At 64.9% G+C, this 16486-nt stretch carries 12 protein-coding genes and 1 pseudogene; 9 read left to right on the top strand and 4 right to left on the bottom strand.

Annotated elements, in window-relative coordinates:
• Positions 1–368 precede the first annotated feature (368 nt).
• From pheS to BN1119_RS00810, 9 genes are all read left to right on the top strand, one after another.
• Positions 369–1352 carry a phenylalanine--tRNA ligase subunit alpha gene (gene pheS / locus BN1119_RS00850; RefSeq protein WP_041992474.1) on the top strand — a complete coding sequence of 328 codons (984 nt, stop codon included), beginning with the start codon at positions 369–371 and terminating at the stop codon, positions 1350–1352.
• 12 nt (positions 1353–1364) lie between these two features.
• Positions 1365–3752 carry a phenylalanine--tRNA ligase subunit beta gene (pheT, locus tag BN1119_RS00845; RefSeq protein ID WP_041992471.1) on the top strand — a complete coding sequence of 796 codons (2388 nt, stop codon included), beginning with the start codon at positions 1365–1367 and terminating at the stop codon, positions 3750–3752.
• 3 nt (positions 3753–3755) lie between these two features.
• Complete coding sequence (ihfA, locus tag BN1119_RS00840) at positions 3756–4055, top strand: integration host factor subunit alpha (RefSeq protein ID WP_005908994.1); 300 nt, start codon at positions 3756–3758, stop codon at positions 4053–4055.
• Between the two features lie 45 nt (positions 4056–4100).
• Positions 4101–8093, top strand: a complete 3993-nt coding sequence (locus BN1119_RS00835; protein ID WP_041992465.1) for an ATP-binding protein — start codon at positions 4101–4103, stop codon at positions 8091–8093.
• The gene (locus tag BN1119_RS00830) at positions 8090–9328 is read left to right on the top strand and encodes a response regulator (RefSeq protein ID WP_041992462.1); all 1239 of its coding nucleotides are present in this window, start codon (positions 8090–8092) and stop codon (positions 9326–9328) included. Before BN1119_RS00835 ends, BN1119_RS00830 begins: the two co-directional genes overlap by 4 nt.
• Positions 9329–9973 carry a GNAT family N-acetyltransferase gene (locus BN1119_RS00825; protein WP_041992459.1) on the top strand — a complete coding sequence of 215 codons (645 nt, stop codon included), beginning with the start codon at positions 9329–9331 and terminating at the stop codon, positions 9971–9973.
• Positions 9974–10150: 177 nt separating this feature from the next.
• Positions 10151–10924, top strand: coding sequence for a Sir2 family NAD+-dependent deacetylase (gene cobB / locus BN1119_RS00820; RefSeq protein WP_041992456.1), 774 nt, complete (start codon positions 10151–10153; stop codon positions 10922–10924).
• A 149-nt stretch (positions 10925–11073) separates the two neighbouring features.
• A complete protein-coding gene (locus tag BN1119_RS00815) occupies positions 11074–11565 on the top strand; it encodes a putative pterin-binding protein (RefSeq protein WP_244463655.1) in 492 nt (163 codons plus the stop codon).
• A complete protein-coding gene (locus tag BN1119_RS00810; RefSeq protein ID WP_041992455.1) occupies positions 11562–13241 on the top strand; it encodes a GGDEF domain-containing protein in 1680 nt (559 codons plus the stop codon). The genes BN1119_RS00815 and BN1119_RS00810 overlap by 4 nt, the downstream gene beginning before the upstream one ends.
• Before the next feature lie 95 nt (positions 13242–13336).
• Here the strand turns inward: BN1119_RS00810 and BN1119_RS00805 are convergent, their stop codons facing one another.
• The 4 genes and pseudogenes from BN1119_RS00805 to rbsC all read right to left on the bottom strand — a co-directional run.
• Positions 13337–14338, bottom strand: a complete 1002-nt coding sequence (locus BN1119_RS00805) for a substrate-binding domain-containing protein (RefSeq protein ID WP_041992453.1) — start codon at positions 14336–14338, stop codon at positions 13337–13339.
• Positions 14338–15270, bottom strand: coding sequence for a ribokinase (rbsK, locus tag BN1119_RS00800; RefSeq protein WP_041992451.1), 933 nt, complete (start codon positions 15268–15270; stop codon positions 14338–14340). The genes BN1119_RS00805 and rbsK overlap by 1 nt, the downstream gene beginning before the upstream one ends.
• 98 nt (positions 15271–15368) lie before the next feature.
• Complete coding sequence (rbsB, locus tag BN1119_RS00795) at positions 15369–16244, bottom strand: ribose ABC transporter substrate-binding protein RbsB (protein ID WP_041992448.1); 876 nt, start codon at positions 16242–16244, stop codon at positions 15369–15371.
• Positions 16245–16287: 43 nt separating this feature from the next.
• Positions 16288–16486: pseudogene (gene rbsC, locus BN1119_RS00790) on the bottom strand (ribose ABC transporter permease); the annotation flags it as partial.

Here is a 16486-nt window from a genome sequence, read left to right as displayed (position 1 = left end):
CTTCTCTGCTTCTCTGCTTGGTTGAGACGGGTGCCACCAACCGACGACAGGGGCTGAGTACATACCTGATCAATGAGGGGCAGGTATTTGGTCCTATGCTCTCGCCCCATCATCGCATCTCTTGCAACATTCTGCTTATCACCTCGGCCGTGAGCGAGTGAATGCAGTATGCCAACAAACTTGTATCTAGAGGGAATGGCCGGGGCCATTCTGACCCCATCAGCAGCAGGGGAGGGGTAACAAAATGATTTTGCGGGAGAAAAGCAGGGCATAACTATGGTCAGCACCTGCGCTTTTTTTGTATTATCTTCCTCTTTCCCCTTTTAGCGTATACAGGCTCCCTTGTTGGGAGTGGTGACGAGGAAGACATGCAACAGCTTGAAGAAGTGGTAGGCCAGGCCAAGGCCGAGATTGAGAGCGTCAGCGATGGAGCGACGCTCGACGAAATTCGGGTCAAATATCTGGGTAAGAAAGGCTTTTTTACCGAGCAAATGAAGTCCCTCGGCACCCTGTCCCCTGAGGAGCGTCCCGCCGCGGGCGCGGTGATCAACCAGGCCAAACAGCAGGTGCAGGATGCGCTCAATGCCCGTCGTGATGACTTGGCTGCCCAGGAGCTCAACCAGAAACTGGCGGCCGAGACCATCGACATCAGCCTGCCGGGTCGTCGTATCGAGAACGGTGGCCTGCACCCTGTGACCCGCACCATCGAGCGCATCGAGCGCCTGTTTGGCGAGATGGGTTTCAAGGTGGCGCACGGCCCTGAAATTGAAGATGGCTTCCACAACTTCGATGCACTGAACATTCCGGCCCACCACCCGGCGCGTACCGATCACGACACCTTCTACTTCAACCCGGATCTGGTGCTTCGCACTCATACCTCTGGGGTGCAGATCCGCACCATGGAGAAGCAGCAGCCGCCCATTCGCATCATAGCCCCGGGCCGTGTCTATCGTAACGACTACGACATGACCCACACCCCCATGTTCCATCAGGTCGAAGGCCTGCTGATCGACGAGCATGCCAGCTTCACCGAGCTCAAGGGGATACTGCACGACTTCCTTCGCAACTACTTCGAGGAAGATCTCACCATTCGCTTCCGTCCCTCCTACTTCCCGTTTACCGAGCCGAGCGCCGAAGTGGACGTGATGGGCAAGAACGGCAAATGGCTGGAAGTGCTGGGCTGCGGCATGGTGCATCCGAACGTGCTGCGCGCCGGTGGCATCGATCCGGAAAAATACTCCGGTTTTGCCTTTGGCATGGGCGTCGAGCGCCTCACCATGCTGCGTTACGGGGTCAATGACCTGCGTGCCTTCTTCGAAAACGATCTGCGCTTCCTCAAGCAGTTCAAGTAAGGGCGAGAGAACATGAAATTCAGTAAATCCTGGGTGATGGAGTGGGTCCGCACCGAGTTGAGTGACAATGCACTGGCCGAACAGATCACCATGGCCGGTCTGGAAGTGGACGCCGTGGAAGCGGTGGCTGGCCAGTTCAACAACGTGGTCGTGGGTGAAGTGGTCGAATGTGGTCAGCATCCGGATGCCGACAAGCTGCGGGTGACCAAGGTCAACGTGGGCGAGGCCGAGCTGCTGGACATCGTCTGCGGCGCGCCGAACTGCCGCACCGGCCTCAAGGTGTGCGTGGCCAAGGTGGGGGCGACCCTGCCGGGTGATTTCACCATCAAGAAAGCCAAGCTGCGCGGCCAGCCGTCCCACGGCATGCTCTGCTCCTTCAGCGAGCTGGGCATCGACGTCGAAGCCGATGGCATCATAGAGCTGCCGCTGGATGCCCCGGTTGGCACCGACATTCGCGAGTATCTGAACCTCGATGACATCAGCATCGACGTGGATCTGACCCCGAACCGTGCCGACTGCCTCGGCATCGCGGGTCTGGCCCGCGAGATCGGCGTACTCAACAGCGTGGATGTGGTCGAACCGACCTGGACCCCGGCTGCCGCCACCATTGACGCCAGCTTCCCGATCCGCGTTGAAGCACCGGCCGATTGCCCCCGTTATCTCGGTCGCGTCATCAAGGGGCTGAACCTGCACGCCATGAGCCCGCTCTGGATGCAGGAGAAGCTGCGCCGTGGTGGCATTCGTTCCATCGATGCCATCGTCGATATCACCAACTACCTGCTGCTGGAATACGGCCAGCCGATGCACGCCTTCGATCTGGCCAAGCTGGACGGGGAACTGGTGGTGCGCCGTGCCCATGCCGATGAGCCCATGACTCTGCTCGACGGCAACGAGGTGAAGCTCAAAGAGACCACGCTCGTTATTGCCGATGGCAAAGGCCCTGCCTGCATGGCCGGTATCTTCGGCGGCGATCGCACCGGGGTGTCCGAGACCACCACCGACATCCTGCTGGAGTGCGCCTTCTTCGCGCCGCTCTCCATCACGGGTCGTGCCCGTGCCTATGGCCTGCACACCGACTCGTCCCACCGCTTCGAGCGCGGGGTTGACCCCGAGCTGCAGCACAAGGTGATGGACCGCGCCACCCGCCTGCTGCTGGATATCTGCGGCGGCGAAGCAGGCCAGGTGGTCGAGGTCAAATCTGACGAGCACCTGCCCAAGGCAAGCCCCATCACCCTGCGCCGCGCCAAGCTGGACAAGGTGATCGGCATCCAGATCGCCGATGAGCAGGTGGTCGAGATCCTGACCCGCCTCGGCATGCAGGTGACCACCCAGGCCGACGGCTGGAGCGCTCTGGCCCCCTCCTGGCGTTTCGATATCGCCATCGAGGAAGATCTCATCGAGGAAGTGGCCCGCATCTACGGCTACAACAATATCCCGAACCTGAAACCGGCCGCGTCGCTCGCCATGGTGGAACAGGCCGAAGGCCAGGTGACCATCAAGCGGGTACGCGATCTGCTGGTTGCCCGGGGTTTCCAGGAAGCGATCACCTACAGCTTCGTCGATCCCAAGACCCAGCAGACCCTGTTCCCCCAGAGCGATGCCATCGTGCTGCCAAACCCCATCTCGGTCGAGATGTCGGCGATGCGGGTCTCCCTGTTCACCGGCCTCATCCAGGCCGTGGTGTACAACCAGAACCGCCAGCAGCCGCGGGTGCGCCTGTTCGAGCAGGGCCTGCGTTTCATCAAGGACGAGGCGGCCGAGAATGGCATCCGTCAGGAGCCCATGCTGGCTGGCATCATCACCGGCAATCAGAGCGACGAGCACTGGGACGTCAAGAGCCGGGGCGCCGACTTCTTCGATCTGAAGGGAGACCTGGAAGCCGTGCTGGACTTGACCGCAGAGGGGGGCAGCTTCAGCTTCGAGCGGGGCGAACACAGCGCCCTGCACCCGGGTCAGACCGCTCTGGTGCTGCGCAATGGCGAGCCCATCGGCCACATCGGCGTGATCCACCCGAACCTGGAAAAGAAACTGGGCCTCAAGACCCGCGCCGTGCTGTTCGAGCTGGAGCTCAACAAACTGGTGCCGGCCAAGGTGCCGCTTGCTGCCGAAATTTCCCGCTTCCCGGCCAACCGCCGCGATATCGCCTTGGTGGTAGATCGTCAGGTTCTGGCAGGTGATGTGCTGGCAGTAATTAAAAAAGTTGGCGGAAATCAGTTAGTTGGAATAAACTTGTTTGACGTGTACCAGGGTGCTGGTATGGCAGATGACAAGAAGAGCCTGGCCATCAGTCTCACGTTGCAAGACACCCAGCGCACCCTGGAGGAGAAAGAGATTGCCGAGACCGTGGACAATGTCGTACGGGCCCTCGGTGAAGAGTTGAATGCATCCTTGAGGGATTGATCTATGGCGCTTACCAAAGCCGATATTGCAGAGCACCTGTTCACCCAGCTCGGGATGAGCAAGCGTGAAGCCAAAGATATGGTGGAAGCCTTCTTTGAGGAGATCCGACAAGCGCTGGAACGCGGCGAACAGGTCAAGATCTCGGGCTTCGGTAATTTCGATCTTCGCGAGAAGAATCAGCGTCCAGGCCGCAACCCCAAGACGGGCGAGGATATTCCCATCAGCGCCCGTCGGGTGGTCACCTTCCGCCCCGGCCAGAAACTCAAGGCCAGGGTCGAGACGGTCGAACCCAATGAGTCTTGAAACGAGTAACGAAAAGCCAGGCACCCGCCTGGCTTTTGCTATGCCATGACCCGTCTGCTTCCCCTCTGCTTCTGGCTGCTGGCCGGCACGGCCCAGGCCATGGTGCTGCCGCTGCCCCCCTCGACCCTTCATTACGTGGCCTCCCACGACAAATTCACCTTCTGCTATCCGGCGCTGGTGCGTCCTCCCTATCTGGAGGAGAAGGGCGGCTTTCTGATGGATCAGCTCGATAGGCTGGCCAGCACACTGCCGGTGCCCCTGGTCGCGCTGCGATTGCCGAACTGGCAGGCGGTCGGGGAGGGGCTGCAATCGGGCCGCTGCGATCTGGTGCCCCACATAGGCCCCACTCCGGCCGCGGCCCTGGGGCGGCTCTACAGTCGTCCCATTCTGGAGTCCGAGTCCGCCATCCTCTACCGTGGCAAGCTCAATGACGCCGTCTTCCTCACCTCGCCCCTGTGGCAGCAGTCGGCGCGTCTCTCCCGACTCTACCCCAAGGCGAGGCAGCAGCCCCTCGCCGATCCCGGGCGCTGGTTCGAGGCGCTCAAGGCGGGCGAGGGCAGCGCCTATCTCGGCGACTACCTGCAACTGCGTCACCTGATGCGGCAAAACCCGGCGGAGGGGCTGCGGCTGCATCGGCTGCGCAACGATGACTGGGTGATAGGCTACCGCCTGATGATGAAAGACAGGCCCGAGCTCAAGCGGCTGATCGACACCGGCATCCGCTACCTGACCCCGGGGGCCCTCTATCAGGATCTGGAGCGTTATCTGGCCGATGGCAAGCAGACCATCAACCCCGTCTATTTCACCGACGAGGAGCAGGCCTGGCTGGCGGGGCGGGGCAGCCGGGTGCGTCTGGCGGTCAATCCGGATCTCATGCCCTACAGCGGCGTCGACGAGCAGGGGCAGCTGACCGGCTGGAGCGGCGACGTGCTGCGCTGGGTCGGCCAGCAGACGGGGCTGCGCTTTGACATAGTGGTGGCCGCCAGCCGGGAGGAGGCCTTGGCCAGGCTCAGGCATGGGGAGGTGGACATGATGACGGGTCTGCTCGAGTCGCCTCGCCTGGGCCAGGAGTTCGCCTTCAGCCGCACCATCGCCGAGAACCGCTTCGCCCTCGTCTCCCCCAGGGATCGCAAGATTGTACGGCTCGCCGAGCTCAGGGGAGAGCGGGTGCTGGTGCCCACCAGTCTCTACGATCCGGACATGTTGTCCGGCTACGGCAATGCGGCCTGGGTCCGGGTCAGGGATGTGGATCAGGGCTTGGCCGAGCTGCGCGGCGGCAAGGCGGACTGGCTGCTCAGCGAACTCTATCAGCTGCAATACCCCCTGCGCAGCAATCAGCTGGCCGGGCTCAACGTGACCGAACTGCATGACAGATTCGCCCTGGGGTTTGCCATCAACCGGCAGCACCAGCTGCTGGCCAACGTGCTGGATCAGGGCCTGATGACCCTCAACAACGAGCAGATGACGGAGCTGACGCAGCGCTGGCATCGGCTCGTCCTCACCCAGCAGAGTGGCGTCAGCTATTGGGTGCTGTTCGGTTCCGTGCTGCTGGCCCTGCTGATCAGTGCCGCCGTGATCACCCTGATCTGGCGCTCCCGCCAGCAACTCTCCCAGGAGATGGCGCAGCGCCTCGCCGCCGAGCAGGCCCTGGCCATCGAGAGCCGCTTTCGTGAATCCCTGTTCCAGGCCCTGCCGGTTCCCGTCTTCCTGCGCGATGGCAATGGCGACATCATCAAGCGCAACAAGCGCGGCAAGCGGCTGGAGGCGCGCTACCCCGGCCCCATCGCCCTGCCCCCCTCCGAGATAGGCGCCACCGAAGGGGAGCTGACCCTGGGGGAGCGAGTCTTCTCCTATGCCCAGATCCCGCTGCGCCTCGATCAGCGGGGGCCGGCGGGGGAGCTTATCGCCCTCTCCGATATCAGCTCACTGCGCGAGCGCGAACGCTTCTCCCGTCAGGCGGAGCGACGGCTGCGGGCCCTCACCAATACGGTGCCGGGCATGGTGGTGCAGTTTGTGCTGCGTGGCGGTAGGTTAGGGGAGATGGAATTTGTCAGCCGGGGCAGCTTCGCCCTGCTCGGGGTGTCGAGCAACCGGCTGCGGCGCGAGCCCCTCAAGGCCCTGGCCGCTCTCTACGATGGCGACCGGCGCCGCTTGCAGGTGCGCATGCCCAGGCTGCTGGCGGCGGGGGAGCCGGTCTCCCACGCCCTGCGTTATCGGCATCCGACCCTGGGACTGCGCTGGTTGCAGTTCCACGGCCGCGGACGGCGGCTCGACGGAGGGGAGTGGCGTGTCTATGGCGTGGTGCTGGATGCCACCATGCAGGTGGAGCAGGAGCTGGCGCTGCAGCGATCCCACGCCAGGGCCGAGCAGGCGATGCAGGCCAAGGGGCGCTTCCTGGCTGCCATCAGCCACGAGATCCGCACCCCCATGAATGCCATCCTCGGCTGGCTGGAGTGGCTCGCCGCCACCCCCCTCAGCGACGAGCAGCAGGGGGCCGTGACCAGCGTGCGCCAGGCGGGGGACGAGTTGCTGGGGCTGCTCAATGACGTGCTCGATTTCAGCCGCAACGAGAGCGGCAAGCTGAGCCTGACTCCCCAGCCCACGGATCTGGTGCTGCTGTGCGAGCGGGTCGCCGCCGTGCATTGGCCCAAGGCCCGCAACAAGGGCCTGCAATTGCGGCTGGATCTCTGTGCCTCGTTGCCGGCCCAGCTCGAGCTGGACCCCCACCGAGTGGGGCAGGTGCTGCACAACCTGCTCTCCAACGCCATCAAGTTCAGCCATCGTGGCAGCGTCTGCCTCTGGGCAGATCTGCGCGAGGACGGGGACGAGAAGCGGCTGCGGATCGGCGTCGATGACGAGGGGCCAGGGATCGCTCAGGAGCTGATGCCCCGGCTGTTCGCCCCGTTCGAGCAGGGGGAGGTGAGCGGTCAACTGAGGGCCCAGGGCACAGGGCTGGGGCTGGCCATCTGTCGCCAGCTGATCGAGCAGATGGGGGGTCACATCGCCGTGAGCCCCAACCCCGGCGGGGGCAGTCGCTTCATCGCCACCTTGCCCCTCGGGATCTCCATGCCGGACTCGGTCAGGGTGTTGCCCGCCACGACCCTGACGACCCGCTTGCCCGAGGGCGAACTGGCACGGCTGCAGCCCTGGTTCGATCGGCTCAACCTGATCCTGGTTGCGCCCGCGGACGGGGTGCCTTGTCTGGCCCAGCAGCAGGATGAGCAGGGGTTGCTGACCTGGCTCTGGCAGGGCAAGAGCTGGATACCCGGCACCCTGGTGAGCCTGCTGCAAGAGGAGAGCAGCGTCGATGGCCAGGGCCGCTTGCAGCAGGCGGGCGAGGGGCTGCGGGTATTGCTGGTGGAAGACCATGACATGAACCGGGCCCTGCTACGGATGCAGCTGGGCCAGCTCGGCGCCCGGGTCTGGTGCGCCAGCCAGGGGCAGCAGGCGCTGGCGGTGCTGGCCGAACAGGAGGTGGATCTGGTGCTGACCGATCTGCAGATGCCGGTGATGGACGGGGCCGAACTCTGCCAGCAATTGAAGGGCAATCCCAGCTATCGCGCACTGCCCGTCTACGTCATCACCGCCGATGTGAGCGAGCTGGCGGCCCGGCGCCTGGCGTCCTGCGGCTGTGATGGCCGCTTTGAGAAGCCGCTGCGACTGGTGGATCTCGCCGCCTTGCTGCGCCGGATCCGGCGGGCATCCCCCCGCCCGGAGGAGGGCCAGTCCCCATCCGCAGCCCAGGTGGCGTCTGCCCCCTGGACCATGCCCGCCTTGAGCGACGCCCTGATCGCCCTCTATGTGGAGAGCACGAGCCGGGACATAGAGGCCCTGGCCCAGGCGCTGGCCAGAGGGGACGGCAACCAGATCAATAGCCATTTGCACAAGATGCGGGGCGCGGCGAAAATGGTGGCGGCTGACCCCCTGTTGCAGGCGATGGACGATTGGCACAAGGATCCTGCACCAGCCCTGATCCCCTTGCTGCGCCTGGCGCTGGATGAGACGGCGCGCCGCTTGACCGAGAGACAGAGACAATGATCATCACTGAGGAAGAGCTGATGGCTCTGCTGGAGTCCCCGGCCGAGGAGGGCACAGGCTTTCATGCCGTGACCCTCTACGCCCTGGATAACCAGGCCTATCACCACGCCAGGGCCAGCGGCCTGCCGAGCCATGTCCAGCTGTGGCGTGCCCGGCCCGATGCCAGCTGGCAGTGGGCCGGGCTGTTTGCCAGCGGGGCCATCGCCCTGTTCGACCCCGCCGCCCACCAGGGGGCGGACTATCTGGCCGCCATGTCGCAGGGGGAGGGCGTGTATCGGCTCGACGAACCCTGGCAGGACGCCCTGGCGCTGCGCCATCGGCAGTGGGGTGACTGGCTGGCTGGTCTTGAGATCCTGCTGCTCGAGGATCACCCCTTTCAGGGGGCCCAGCTCCAGCTGCAGCTCCGGGCCCTCGGTCTGCCGTGCCGCTGGGTGCAGGATGGGGCCGCCTGCCTGCAGGCCTTGGCCGAGGGCAACACAGGCCTGCTCTTGTGTGACCTCAGCCTGGCGGAGCAGGACGCCATCAGCCTGCTGCTGGCCAACCCCCAATATCAATCGTTGCCCCTCATCCTGCTCTCCGCCCATGAGCAGACCCTGATCGACGGCAGCCGTCGCCTGTTGCACGATGCCGGTTTCAACGTCCTCGCCGCCCTCGCCAAGCCGCTGCAGGAGGAGGAGCTGCTGCGCCAGCTCAAGGTGATCTATCTGGGCCCCCAGCATCAGCGTCGCCTCCACGGGCTGCGTCGCACCATACGTACCTGGCAGGGGGCGAGCATGGGCACCTTGAGCCTGCAGTCCAATCCCCCGACCGGGGGCGAGCTCTGGCTTCCCCTGGCCGGACTCAGCCAGGAGTGGCCCGAGCTGAAGGCCTGGCTCGAGGAGCTGGGGCGCGCTCCCCAGGCGCTGACCCTGGTGATCCAGCGCCGGGATGCGCTGCTCACGGCCCAGGCGCCCTTTGCCCTGGTGCTGCAGGCGAGCCTGGCGGGGGTCAAGCTGGCCCTGCTGCTCGACAATGGCGAACACCTGCCGTTCGATCTGATCGAGCGCCTGCCCTTCCAGCACCTGCTGCTGGGGCAGCGACTGGCCCAGGAGTGGGAGAGCGCCCCGGCGGATTCCCTGCTGGACCGCTTCATGGGGCGGGTACGGGATCTGGGGATCGCCATCTATCTGGATGACAGCCTCAACCTGCAGGATGAGGAACGTTGGCGGCTGCTGGGCGCGGCGGGGCGCTGGTAGATGGCGCGCTATCTCTGCTGGCCTCAGGACGAGGCGCGCCTTCGCCGTGGCCTGGCCGGCTGGCGGCCGGCCCGGCGCCGTGGCGATTTGCCCCTCACCATGGTGCTGGCGGGGGAGCGCTGTACCCTGCACGAGTTGGGGCCGGGGGATGAGGCGCGCCTCGTGCAGGCGTTCGCCGGCTTGAGCCAGCAGAGCGTCTATCTCAGATTCATGCGAGCCAAGCAGCCCCCGACCCCGGAGCAGGTGAGCTTCTTTCTCGACTATCCCAGGGAGCGGCAGATCTCCTTGCTGCTGTGCGACGCCGGGGGAGAGCCACTGGCCCAGGCCCAGTCGGTTCGGCGCCGCCTGCACCCGGATCGGGCCGAGTTCTCCTGCATCGTCGCCGATCATTTTCAGCACAAGGGGGCCGGACGTCGGCTGCTGCTGGCTCTGGCCATCCTGGCCCGGGGGGAGGGGATTGGCGAGTGGACCGCCGAGGTGCTGGCCCAGAACAGGCCCATGCTGGGGCTGCTCAAGGGGCTGGGGCTGCCCCTGACCCTGGTCACCGGTCGCGAACTCATCTTCGTGCGCCTCGATCTCGCTGCCCTGGATCCGCTGCTGGCCGCCACGGCGGTGTCAGTCACGCCTGATCTCGAAGGGGAATAGGCCACCCCGCGGCGCGAGCGGCCGGGCAACAAGGGCCGCTTGGGCATCTTTTATCCCCGGAGCGAGACAGGTGTCCCCTGTCTGTGAAATCCCCTTCATCCCTAATACCAAGGGCGAATAGGCCCCTCCCAGGCGCTGTGCTAAGGTCTCCCCATCGGCTGCGTCAAGGAGTTGTGCATGCAAGCGCCCAAACAGATAGTGATATTGACCGGAGCCGGCATCTCTGCCGAGTCCGGCATCAAGACCTTTCGCGCCAGCGATGGCCTGTGGGAAGAGCACAGGGTGGAGGATGTGGCGACCCCTGAGGGGTATGCCAGGGATCCCGCCCTGGTGCAGGGGTTCTACAATGCCCGCCGTCATCAGCTGCAACAGGAGAGCGTCCATCCCAATCTCGCCCATTACGCCCTGGCGCGACTCGAGCGCCTCTATCCGGGCCAGGTCACCCTGATCACCCAGAACATCGACGATCTGCACGAGCGGGCGGGCAGCAAGCAGCTCATCCACATGCACGGCGAGCTGCTCAAGGCCCGCTGCCCCGTTTCCGCCCAGGTGATCGAGTGGCGCGGCGACCTGAGCCAGGAGGCACTCTGCTCCTGCTGCCAGTTTCCCCAGCCGTTGCGCCCCCACGTGGTCTGGTTTGGCGAGATGCCGCTGGGGCTGGATCGCATCTACGGCGCCCTGGCCCAGTGCGATCTCTTCATCTCCATCGGGACCTCGGGGGCCGTCTATCCCGCGGCTGGCTTCATTCATGAAGCTGGTCTCAATGGAGCTCATACCCTGGAGCTCAACCTGGAGCCGAGCGAGGTCGGCAGCCAGTTTGACGAGAAGCGCTACGGCCCTGCCTCCCTGCTGGTGCCGGCCTTCGTGGATGAGCTGCTGCAACGCTGCGGTGTGCATCAACCCAAGTCCATGGAGGGGGAGAACTGGATGGAGATGCGCGAACGCCATTGAGCCCGGGTCGTCTGCCCCTGAACGAGCACATGGGCGTACAATAGCGGCGCTTTCTACCGCCCGCCGAGCAAGGCAGTTGCACTCTCCCTGATAAGACAGCAAACTCGAATGAGACAGTGCTGATGGATATCACAATAGAGGGGCAAGGGATGCAGACACGGACGATCACCAGGTGGCTTGCCACCACTGTCTTGCTCGGCGGTCTGATGGCGCCATGGGCCCAGGCCGGCGAGGCGACCATACTGACCCTGGTTGCGCCAGATGGGAGCAGCAAGAGTCTCAAACGCAGCGAGCTTGAGGCCCTGCCTCAGGTCTCTTTCGAAACGGGCACCCCCTGGACCCAGGGCCGGCATGGCTATCGCGGCCCGCTGCTGGGGGACGTGATCCGCCAGATCAGCCCCAAGGCCGGTCGGGTCAATGCGGTCGCCCTGAACAACTACAGCCATGAGGTGCGCCTCTCGGACTATGAAGGCTACCCCCTGATCCTGGCCATGAGCGAGGATGGCAAGCCCCTGACCCGCCGCAACAAGGGCCCCTTCTGGCTGCTGTTTCCCTTCTCTTCGGCACCCAAACTGGCGGAAGACCCCAACGTGCAGGCCTCCATGGTGTGGCAGATCGTGCGGATAGAGGTGCTCGATTGAGGCGTCGCGCCCTGCAAAACGCCCTGCTGATCGGGGTCTGCCTGCTGTTTATCGGCTCCTCCGTGTGGGGATTGATGCTGCAGCAAAAGCATGAGCGCCTGGTGGATTACTTCTACCGCGGCTCTCACTGGAACATTCACCAGCTGCTGCTCGACTCCCAACGCTTTCTCTATGAGCTGAAACTCTACCGGGGCGGGGTGGGGAGCATGGAGGCGCTCTCCCTGGAATACGATCTGTTCTGGAACCGCATCGACATCTTCCTGGTGAGCGAGGAGACCCGGGTGGTGCGTGGCCAGCTGGGCCTGGCCGAGATCGCCAATGAGCTGTTTGATGAACTCAAGTCCATCGAACCCCAGATGGATGCGGGGACGCTGCTGGAGGGACCCGAACTCGATCGCCTGCAACGGCGCCTGGGGGCGGCGAGCAAGCGGCTCGAGCAGGTGAGCCGGGTGGTGCTCACCGGGGAGGAGCGGGAGGCGTCGGTGACCGAGATCCGCCGCAATATGCTGCTGTTGCAGGTGTGGCAGCTGACCCTGCTGGTGGCCGGTGTGCTGCTGGTCGGCGCCCTGGTGCGGGCCAACATGCTCAATCGTCGCCAGGCACGCACCGATCCCCTGACCCGGCTTGGCAACCGGCTCGCCCTGCATGAGCAGCTCGACCTCAGCCTGGGTCGGGGGGGCTTGGTGGCCCTGGTCATCCTGGATCTCAAGCGGTTCAAGCAGGTCAACGATCAACTGGGTTATCAGGTGGGGGATCGCCTGTTGCAGGTAGTGGCAGACAAGTTGACGCGCTGGCCCCATGGCCACGCCTTTCGGCTCGGAGGGGACGAGTTTGCCTGCGTCATCGAGGATTGCCCCGATGCCCATGCCTGCCGCAGCCGGGCAGAGGAGTTGCTGGCGCTGCTGGCGTTCGATTTTCGCACCCGGGAGAGCAGCTTTCAGCTGCGTTGCCGTCTGGGTCTGGCGCTGACGGAGGAGGGGGACACCCGTGACAGCCTGATAGACCACACCATATTGGCGCTCAATCAGGCCAAGGGGGGGCAACAGGGGGATCTGGTCCAGTTCAGCCTCGCCATGCTCGGCCAGCTGCAACAGCGCCATCAGCAGGTGTGGAGGCTGCAACGCTGGCTGGAGCAGGGATCCGCCATGCCGTTGGCGATACATCTGGAGCCCATGGTCGCGGCCCATCATTCTCCCCTGGCGATGCGACTCACCCTCAGCTGGCACAATGGGGAGAGCTGCCCCCTCGCCTGGCTGGAAGAGTCCGGCTTGCTGGAGGAGGTGATGGCCCATGTGCTGGCCCAGGCTTACACCATGACCCCCCTGCCACTGCTGCTGGGGATGAGCAAGACCCAGCTCGCCCGCCTGCTGCGCAGCACCCTGATCCGTCTGGCGAGCGGGCGCATCATCGTCGGTCTGCCGTTTCTGGCCAAGGAGGATCCCGAGCTCAAGGCGCTGGTGCTCCGGGCCGATCTGATGCTGGCGCTGGAGGAAGTGGGGAGCGCGACCATGTCCCTGGCCAGGGGTGGCTGGCCCCTGGTTTACTGGACCCCTTGTCGCACCAGCGAGGAGGAGGCGGCGGCCCTGCAACCCCTGGTGCAGGTTCTGGGGCTCACCACCCTCTGGTCCGCCCGGCTCAGAGAGGTGACCCGCCCCGCCAGCGGCTTGCAGGCCTGAGGGGGCGCCCCAACCCGGCGCCGGTCAGGCGCCAGCGACAAAGAGGGAGCCTTGGGCTCCCTCTTTGTCGTGGGTGGCAGCGGATGAACCGTTGCTCAGTAGCGGCGACAGGATTGGCGGATCACCAGATCGGGCTCCTGGGTGATCAGGCGATTGGCTATCTGCTCGCCATGGATACGCGCCAGCAGCCGGGTCACGGCGAGGCGGCCCAGGGCTTCCTTGGGCTGATTGATGGTGGTGAGGGGAGGGGAGAGGTACTGGGCCAGCTCGACGTTGTCATAGCCGATGAGGGAGATATCCTCCGGCACCCTGAGCCCCGCCAGGTGGGCGGCGCTGATGGCCCCCATGGCCATCATGTCGTTGAAGATGAAGAGGGCGCTCGGCCGGGTGGGCAGGGCCAGCAGGCGGGTCATGGCGGCAAAGCCGCTGGCGCAATCAAATTCCCCTCCCTGCAACCACTCGGGCCGCACCGGGAGTGCGGCCTCCGCCATTGCCTGGCGAAAGCCTGCCAGGCGCTGGGTGGAGGGGGCGCGCCCCTCGGGCCCCATGATGCAGCCAATCTCCCTGTGGCCGAGATCGATCAGGTGTCGGGTGGCCAGATAGCCCCCCAGATGCGAGTTGTCGGCGATGAGGTCGACCCTGTCGCTGTCGAGCCCCCAATCCATCACCACCACGGGCAGAGTACCCAGCCAGTCGAGCTGGTTGAATACCTCCTGCTGCCCCTCGCTGCACATGATGAGCAGGCCGTCCACGCGTTTTCTGAGCATCATCTTGAGGTAGGAGAGCGCCGTCTCGGCCTCTCCCTCCGTGTTGCCCAGCATCAGGTTGTAGCCCTGCTCGAAGCAGTAACGCTCCACCCCGCGCACCACCTCGGCGAAGAAGGGGTTGCTGGAGGTGGTGACCAGCATGCCGATGCTGTGGGTCTCTTTGACCTTGAGGCTGCGAGCCACCAGGCTGGGGGCGTAGTTGAGATCCCGCATGGCACTGAACACCCGCTCACGGGTCTCTTCGGCCACGAAGCGGGTCTCGTTGATGACGTGGGAGACAGTGGTGGTCGACACCCCCGCCCGCGCCGCCACCTCCTTGATATTGGCCATCAGTACCCCTGCGCAGTCTGTTCAAGGAGGAAGGCGTCGACCTCCTGCCTGGTCGGAATGGAGCTCTGGGCCCCGAAGCGGGTGACGGAGAGGGCGGCCGCGCCGTGGGCAAAGCGCACTGCGTCCTGGAAGCTGGCGCCGGCCAGATCGGCCGCCAGCAGGGCGCCGTTGAAGGTGTCCCCGGCCGCCGTGGTATCCACCGCCTCGACCCGAAAGCCAGCAATGAGCGCCTGCTGCTGCCCCTTGCTGCAATAGACCCCCTGGGACCCCAGGGTGATCATCACCTCACCTATGCCCATCTGGTGGAAGCGGGCGGCCGCCTTCCGGGCGCTGGCTTCGTCCGTCACCCTGACCCCGGTCAGCAGCTCGGCCTCGGTCTGGTTGGGGGTGATGAGGTCCACCAGCGCCAGCAGCTCGGCGGGCAGGGGCTGGGCGGGCGCCGGGTTGAGCACCACCCGGGTGCCGTGGGATCTCGCCAGGCGGGCGGCCTCGAACACGCTCTCCAGCGGTACTTCCAGTTGCAGCAGCAGGGTATGGGCGTCGGCGATCATCGCCTCGTGGCCTTGCACCACGGCCGGGGTGAGGGCGCCGTTGGCTTCGGCGGAGAGGCCTATGCTGTTCTCCCCCTCGTCGCTCACATAGATGATGGCGATACCGGTGGGCAGGGTGTCGTCGAGCTCGACGGCGCTCACGTCGATGCCATCCTGGGCAAAGCCTGTTTTCATCTGATGGCCGATGGCGTCGTCGCCGATGCGGGCGATGAAGGAGACGGCGGCGCCGAGGCGGGCGGCGGCCACCGCCTGATTGGCGCCCTTGCCACCGGGAACGACCCGGTAGCTGTGGCCGGCCAGGGTTTCACCGGGGCGGGGAAAGTGGGGGACGCGCAGCACGTGATCCGCATTGACGCTGCCGAGGACTAAGAGACGATTCATTCCTATCACCCTTGGTTGAGTACATCCTGGTCTGGGTGGGCCCAGGCCAGGCGGCACTGGCAGAAAAAGGCAGGGGGAGGCGCACCTCCCCCTATGGTTTACTGGCTGACCACTTGCAGCGGCACCGGGATGGACTGCTCCACCGGCTGACCCTTGAGCACCTTGTCGGCGGTTTCGATACCGATGGCACCGATCAGCGCAGGTTGCTGGGCGATGGTGGCGGCCAGTTTGCCACGGGCCACGGCGGCTTTGCCATCGTCGGTGCCATCGAAGCCAACTATCATCACCTCTTTGCCGGCCGCCTGCACGGCGCGGATGGCCCCCAGCGCCATCTCGTCGTTCTGGGCGAACACCGCCTGTACCCCGCCGTGGGCGGCCAGCAGGTTCTCCATGACGTTCAACCCCTTGGTGCGGTCAAAATCGGCGGGCTGGGAGGCCAGCACCTCGAACTGGTGCGCCTTCACCGCCAGGGCGAAGCCCTCGCCGCGATCCCGGGCGGCGGAGGTACCGGCGATCCCTTCGAGCTGGATCACCTTGGCGCCCTTGCCCAGTTTCTCGGCGATGAAGTCGCCAGCCAGCTTGCCGCCAGCCACGTTGTCGGAGGCGATGTGAGCCTTGACCTCACCCTGGGCCGCGCCGCGGTCCAGGGTCAGCACCGGAATGCTCGCCTTGTTGGCCAGGCGGATGGCGTTGCCCACGGCGTCGGAGTCGGTGGGGTTGATCAGGATGGCGCTCACCTTGCGTACGGTGAGATCTTCCACGTTGGCAAGCTCCTTGGCCGGGTCGTTCTGGGAGTCCAGCACCACCAGCTCGTAGCCCAGCTCCTTGGCTTTGGCTTCGGCACCCTCCTTCATGGTGACGAAGAAGGGATTGTTGAGGGTGGAGACCACCATGGCCAGGGAGTGATCGGCGGCCTGGGCGGTGCCCAGCACGGACATGATGGCGGCGGCGAGCAGGGTATTGAGCTTTTTCATCGTTTCATTCCTTGTGCTTTGTTATGGGTGAGCGTGGTTGTCGTTATTTGCTTTTGTTGTCGATCATCACGGCGAGCAAAATGACGCTGGCCTTGGCGATCATCTGGTAATAGGAGCTGACGTCGAGCAGGTTGAGGGCATTGTTGAGGAAGCCGATGATGAGGGCACCGATGAGGGTCCCCATGATGCGGCCCTTGCCCCCCATCAGGCTGGTGCCCCCCAGCACCACGGCGGCGATGGCA

Origin of the sequence: Aeromonas bivalvium, from assembly GCF_000819765.1 — a bacterium.
GTDB classification, from domain to species: domain Bacteria; phylum Pseudomonadota; class Gammaproteobacteria; order Enterobacterales; family Aeromonadaceae; genus Aeromonas; species Aeromonas bivalvium.
Note: the sequence above shows the minus strand (reverse complement) of the source record. Positions and strands in the feature narration are given on the sequence as shown.

What these genes read in the sequence shown, in the direction of transcription:
- pheS (WP_041992474.1), top strand. Translation starts at nt 369, where the DNA reads ATGCAACAGCTTGAAGAAGTGGTAGGCCAGGCCAAGGCCGAGATTGAG.
- pheT (WP_041992471.1), top strand. Translation starts at nt 1,365, where the DNA reads ATGAAATTCAGTAAATCCTGGGTGATGGAGTGGGTCCGCACCGAGTTG.
- ihfA (WP_005908994.1), top strand. Translation starts at nt 3,756, where the DNA reads ATGGCGCTTACCAAAGCCGATATTGCAGAGCACCTGTTCACCCAGCTC.
- BN1119_RS00835 (WP_041992465.1), top strand. Translation starts at nt 4,101, where the DNA reads ATGACCCGTCTGCTTCCCCTCTGCTTCTGGCTGCTGGCCGGCACGGCC.
- BN1119_RS00830 (WP_041992462.1), top strand. Translation starts at nt 8,090, where the DNA reads ATGATCATCACTGAGGAAGAGCTGATGGCTCTGCTGGAGTCCCCGGCC.
- BN1119_RS00825 (WP_041992459.1), top strand. Translation starts at nt 9,329, where the DNA reads ATGGCGCGCTATCTCTGCTGGCCTCAGGACGAGGCGCGCCTTCGCCGT.
- cobB (WP_041992456.1), top strand. Translation starts at nt 10,151, where the DNA reads ATGCAAGCGCCCAAACAGATAGTGATATTGACCGGAGCCGGCATCTCT.
- BN1119_RS00815 (WP_244463655.1), top strand. Translation starts at nt 11,074, where the DNA reads ATGCAGACACGGACGATCACCAGGTGGCTTGCCACCACTGTCTTGCTC.
- BN1119_RS00805 (WP_041992453.1), bottom strand. Translation starts at nt 14,338, where the DNA reads ATGGCCAATATCAAGGAGGTGGCGGCGCGGGCGGGGGTGTCGACCACC.
- rbsK (WP_041992451.1), bottom strand. Translation starts at nt 15,270, where the DNA reads ATGAATCGTCTCTTAGTCCTCGGCAGCGTCAATGCGGATCACGTGCTG.
- rbsB (WP_041992448.1), bottom strand. Translation starts at nt 16,244, where the DNA reads ATGAAAAAGCTCAATACCCTGCTCGCCGCCGCCATCATGTCCGTGCTG.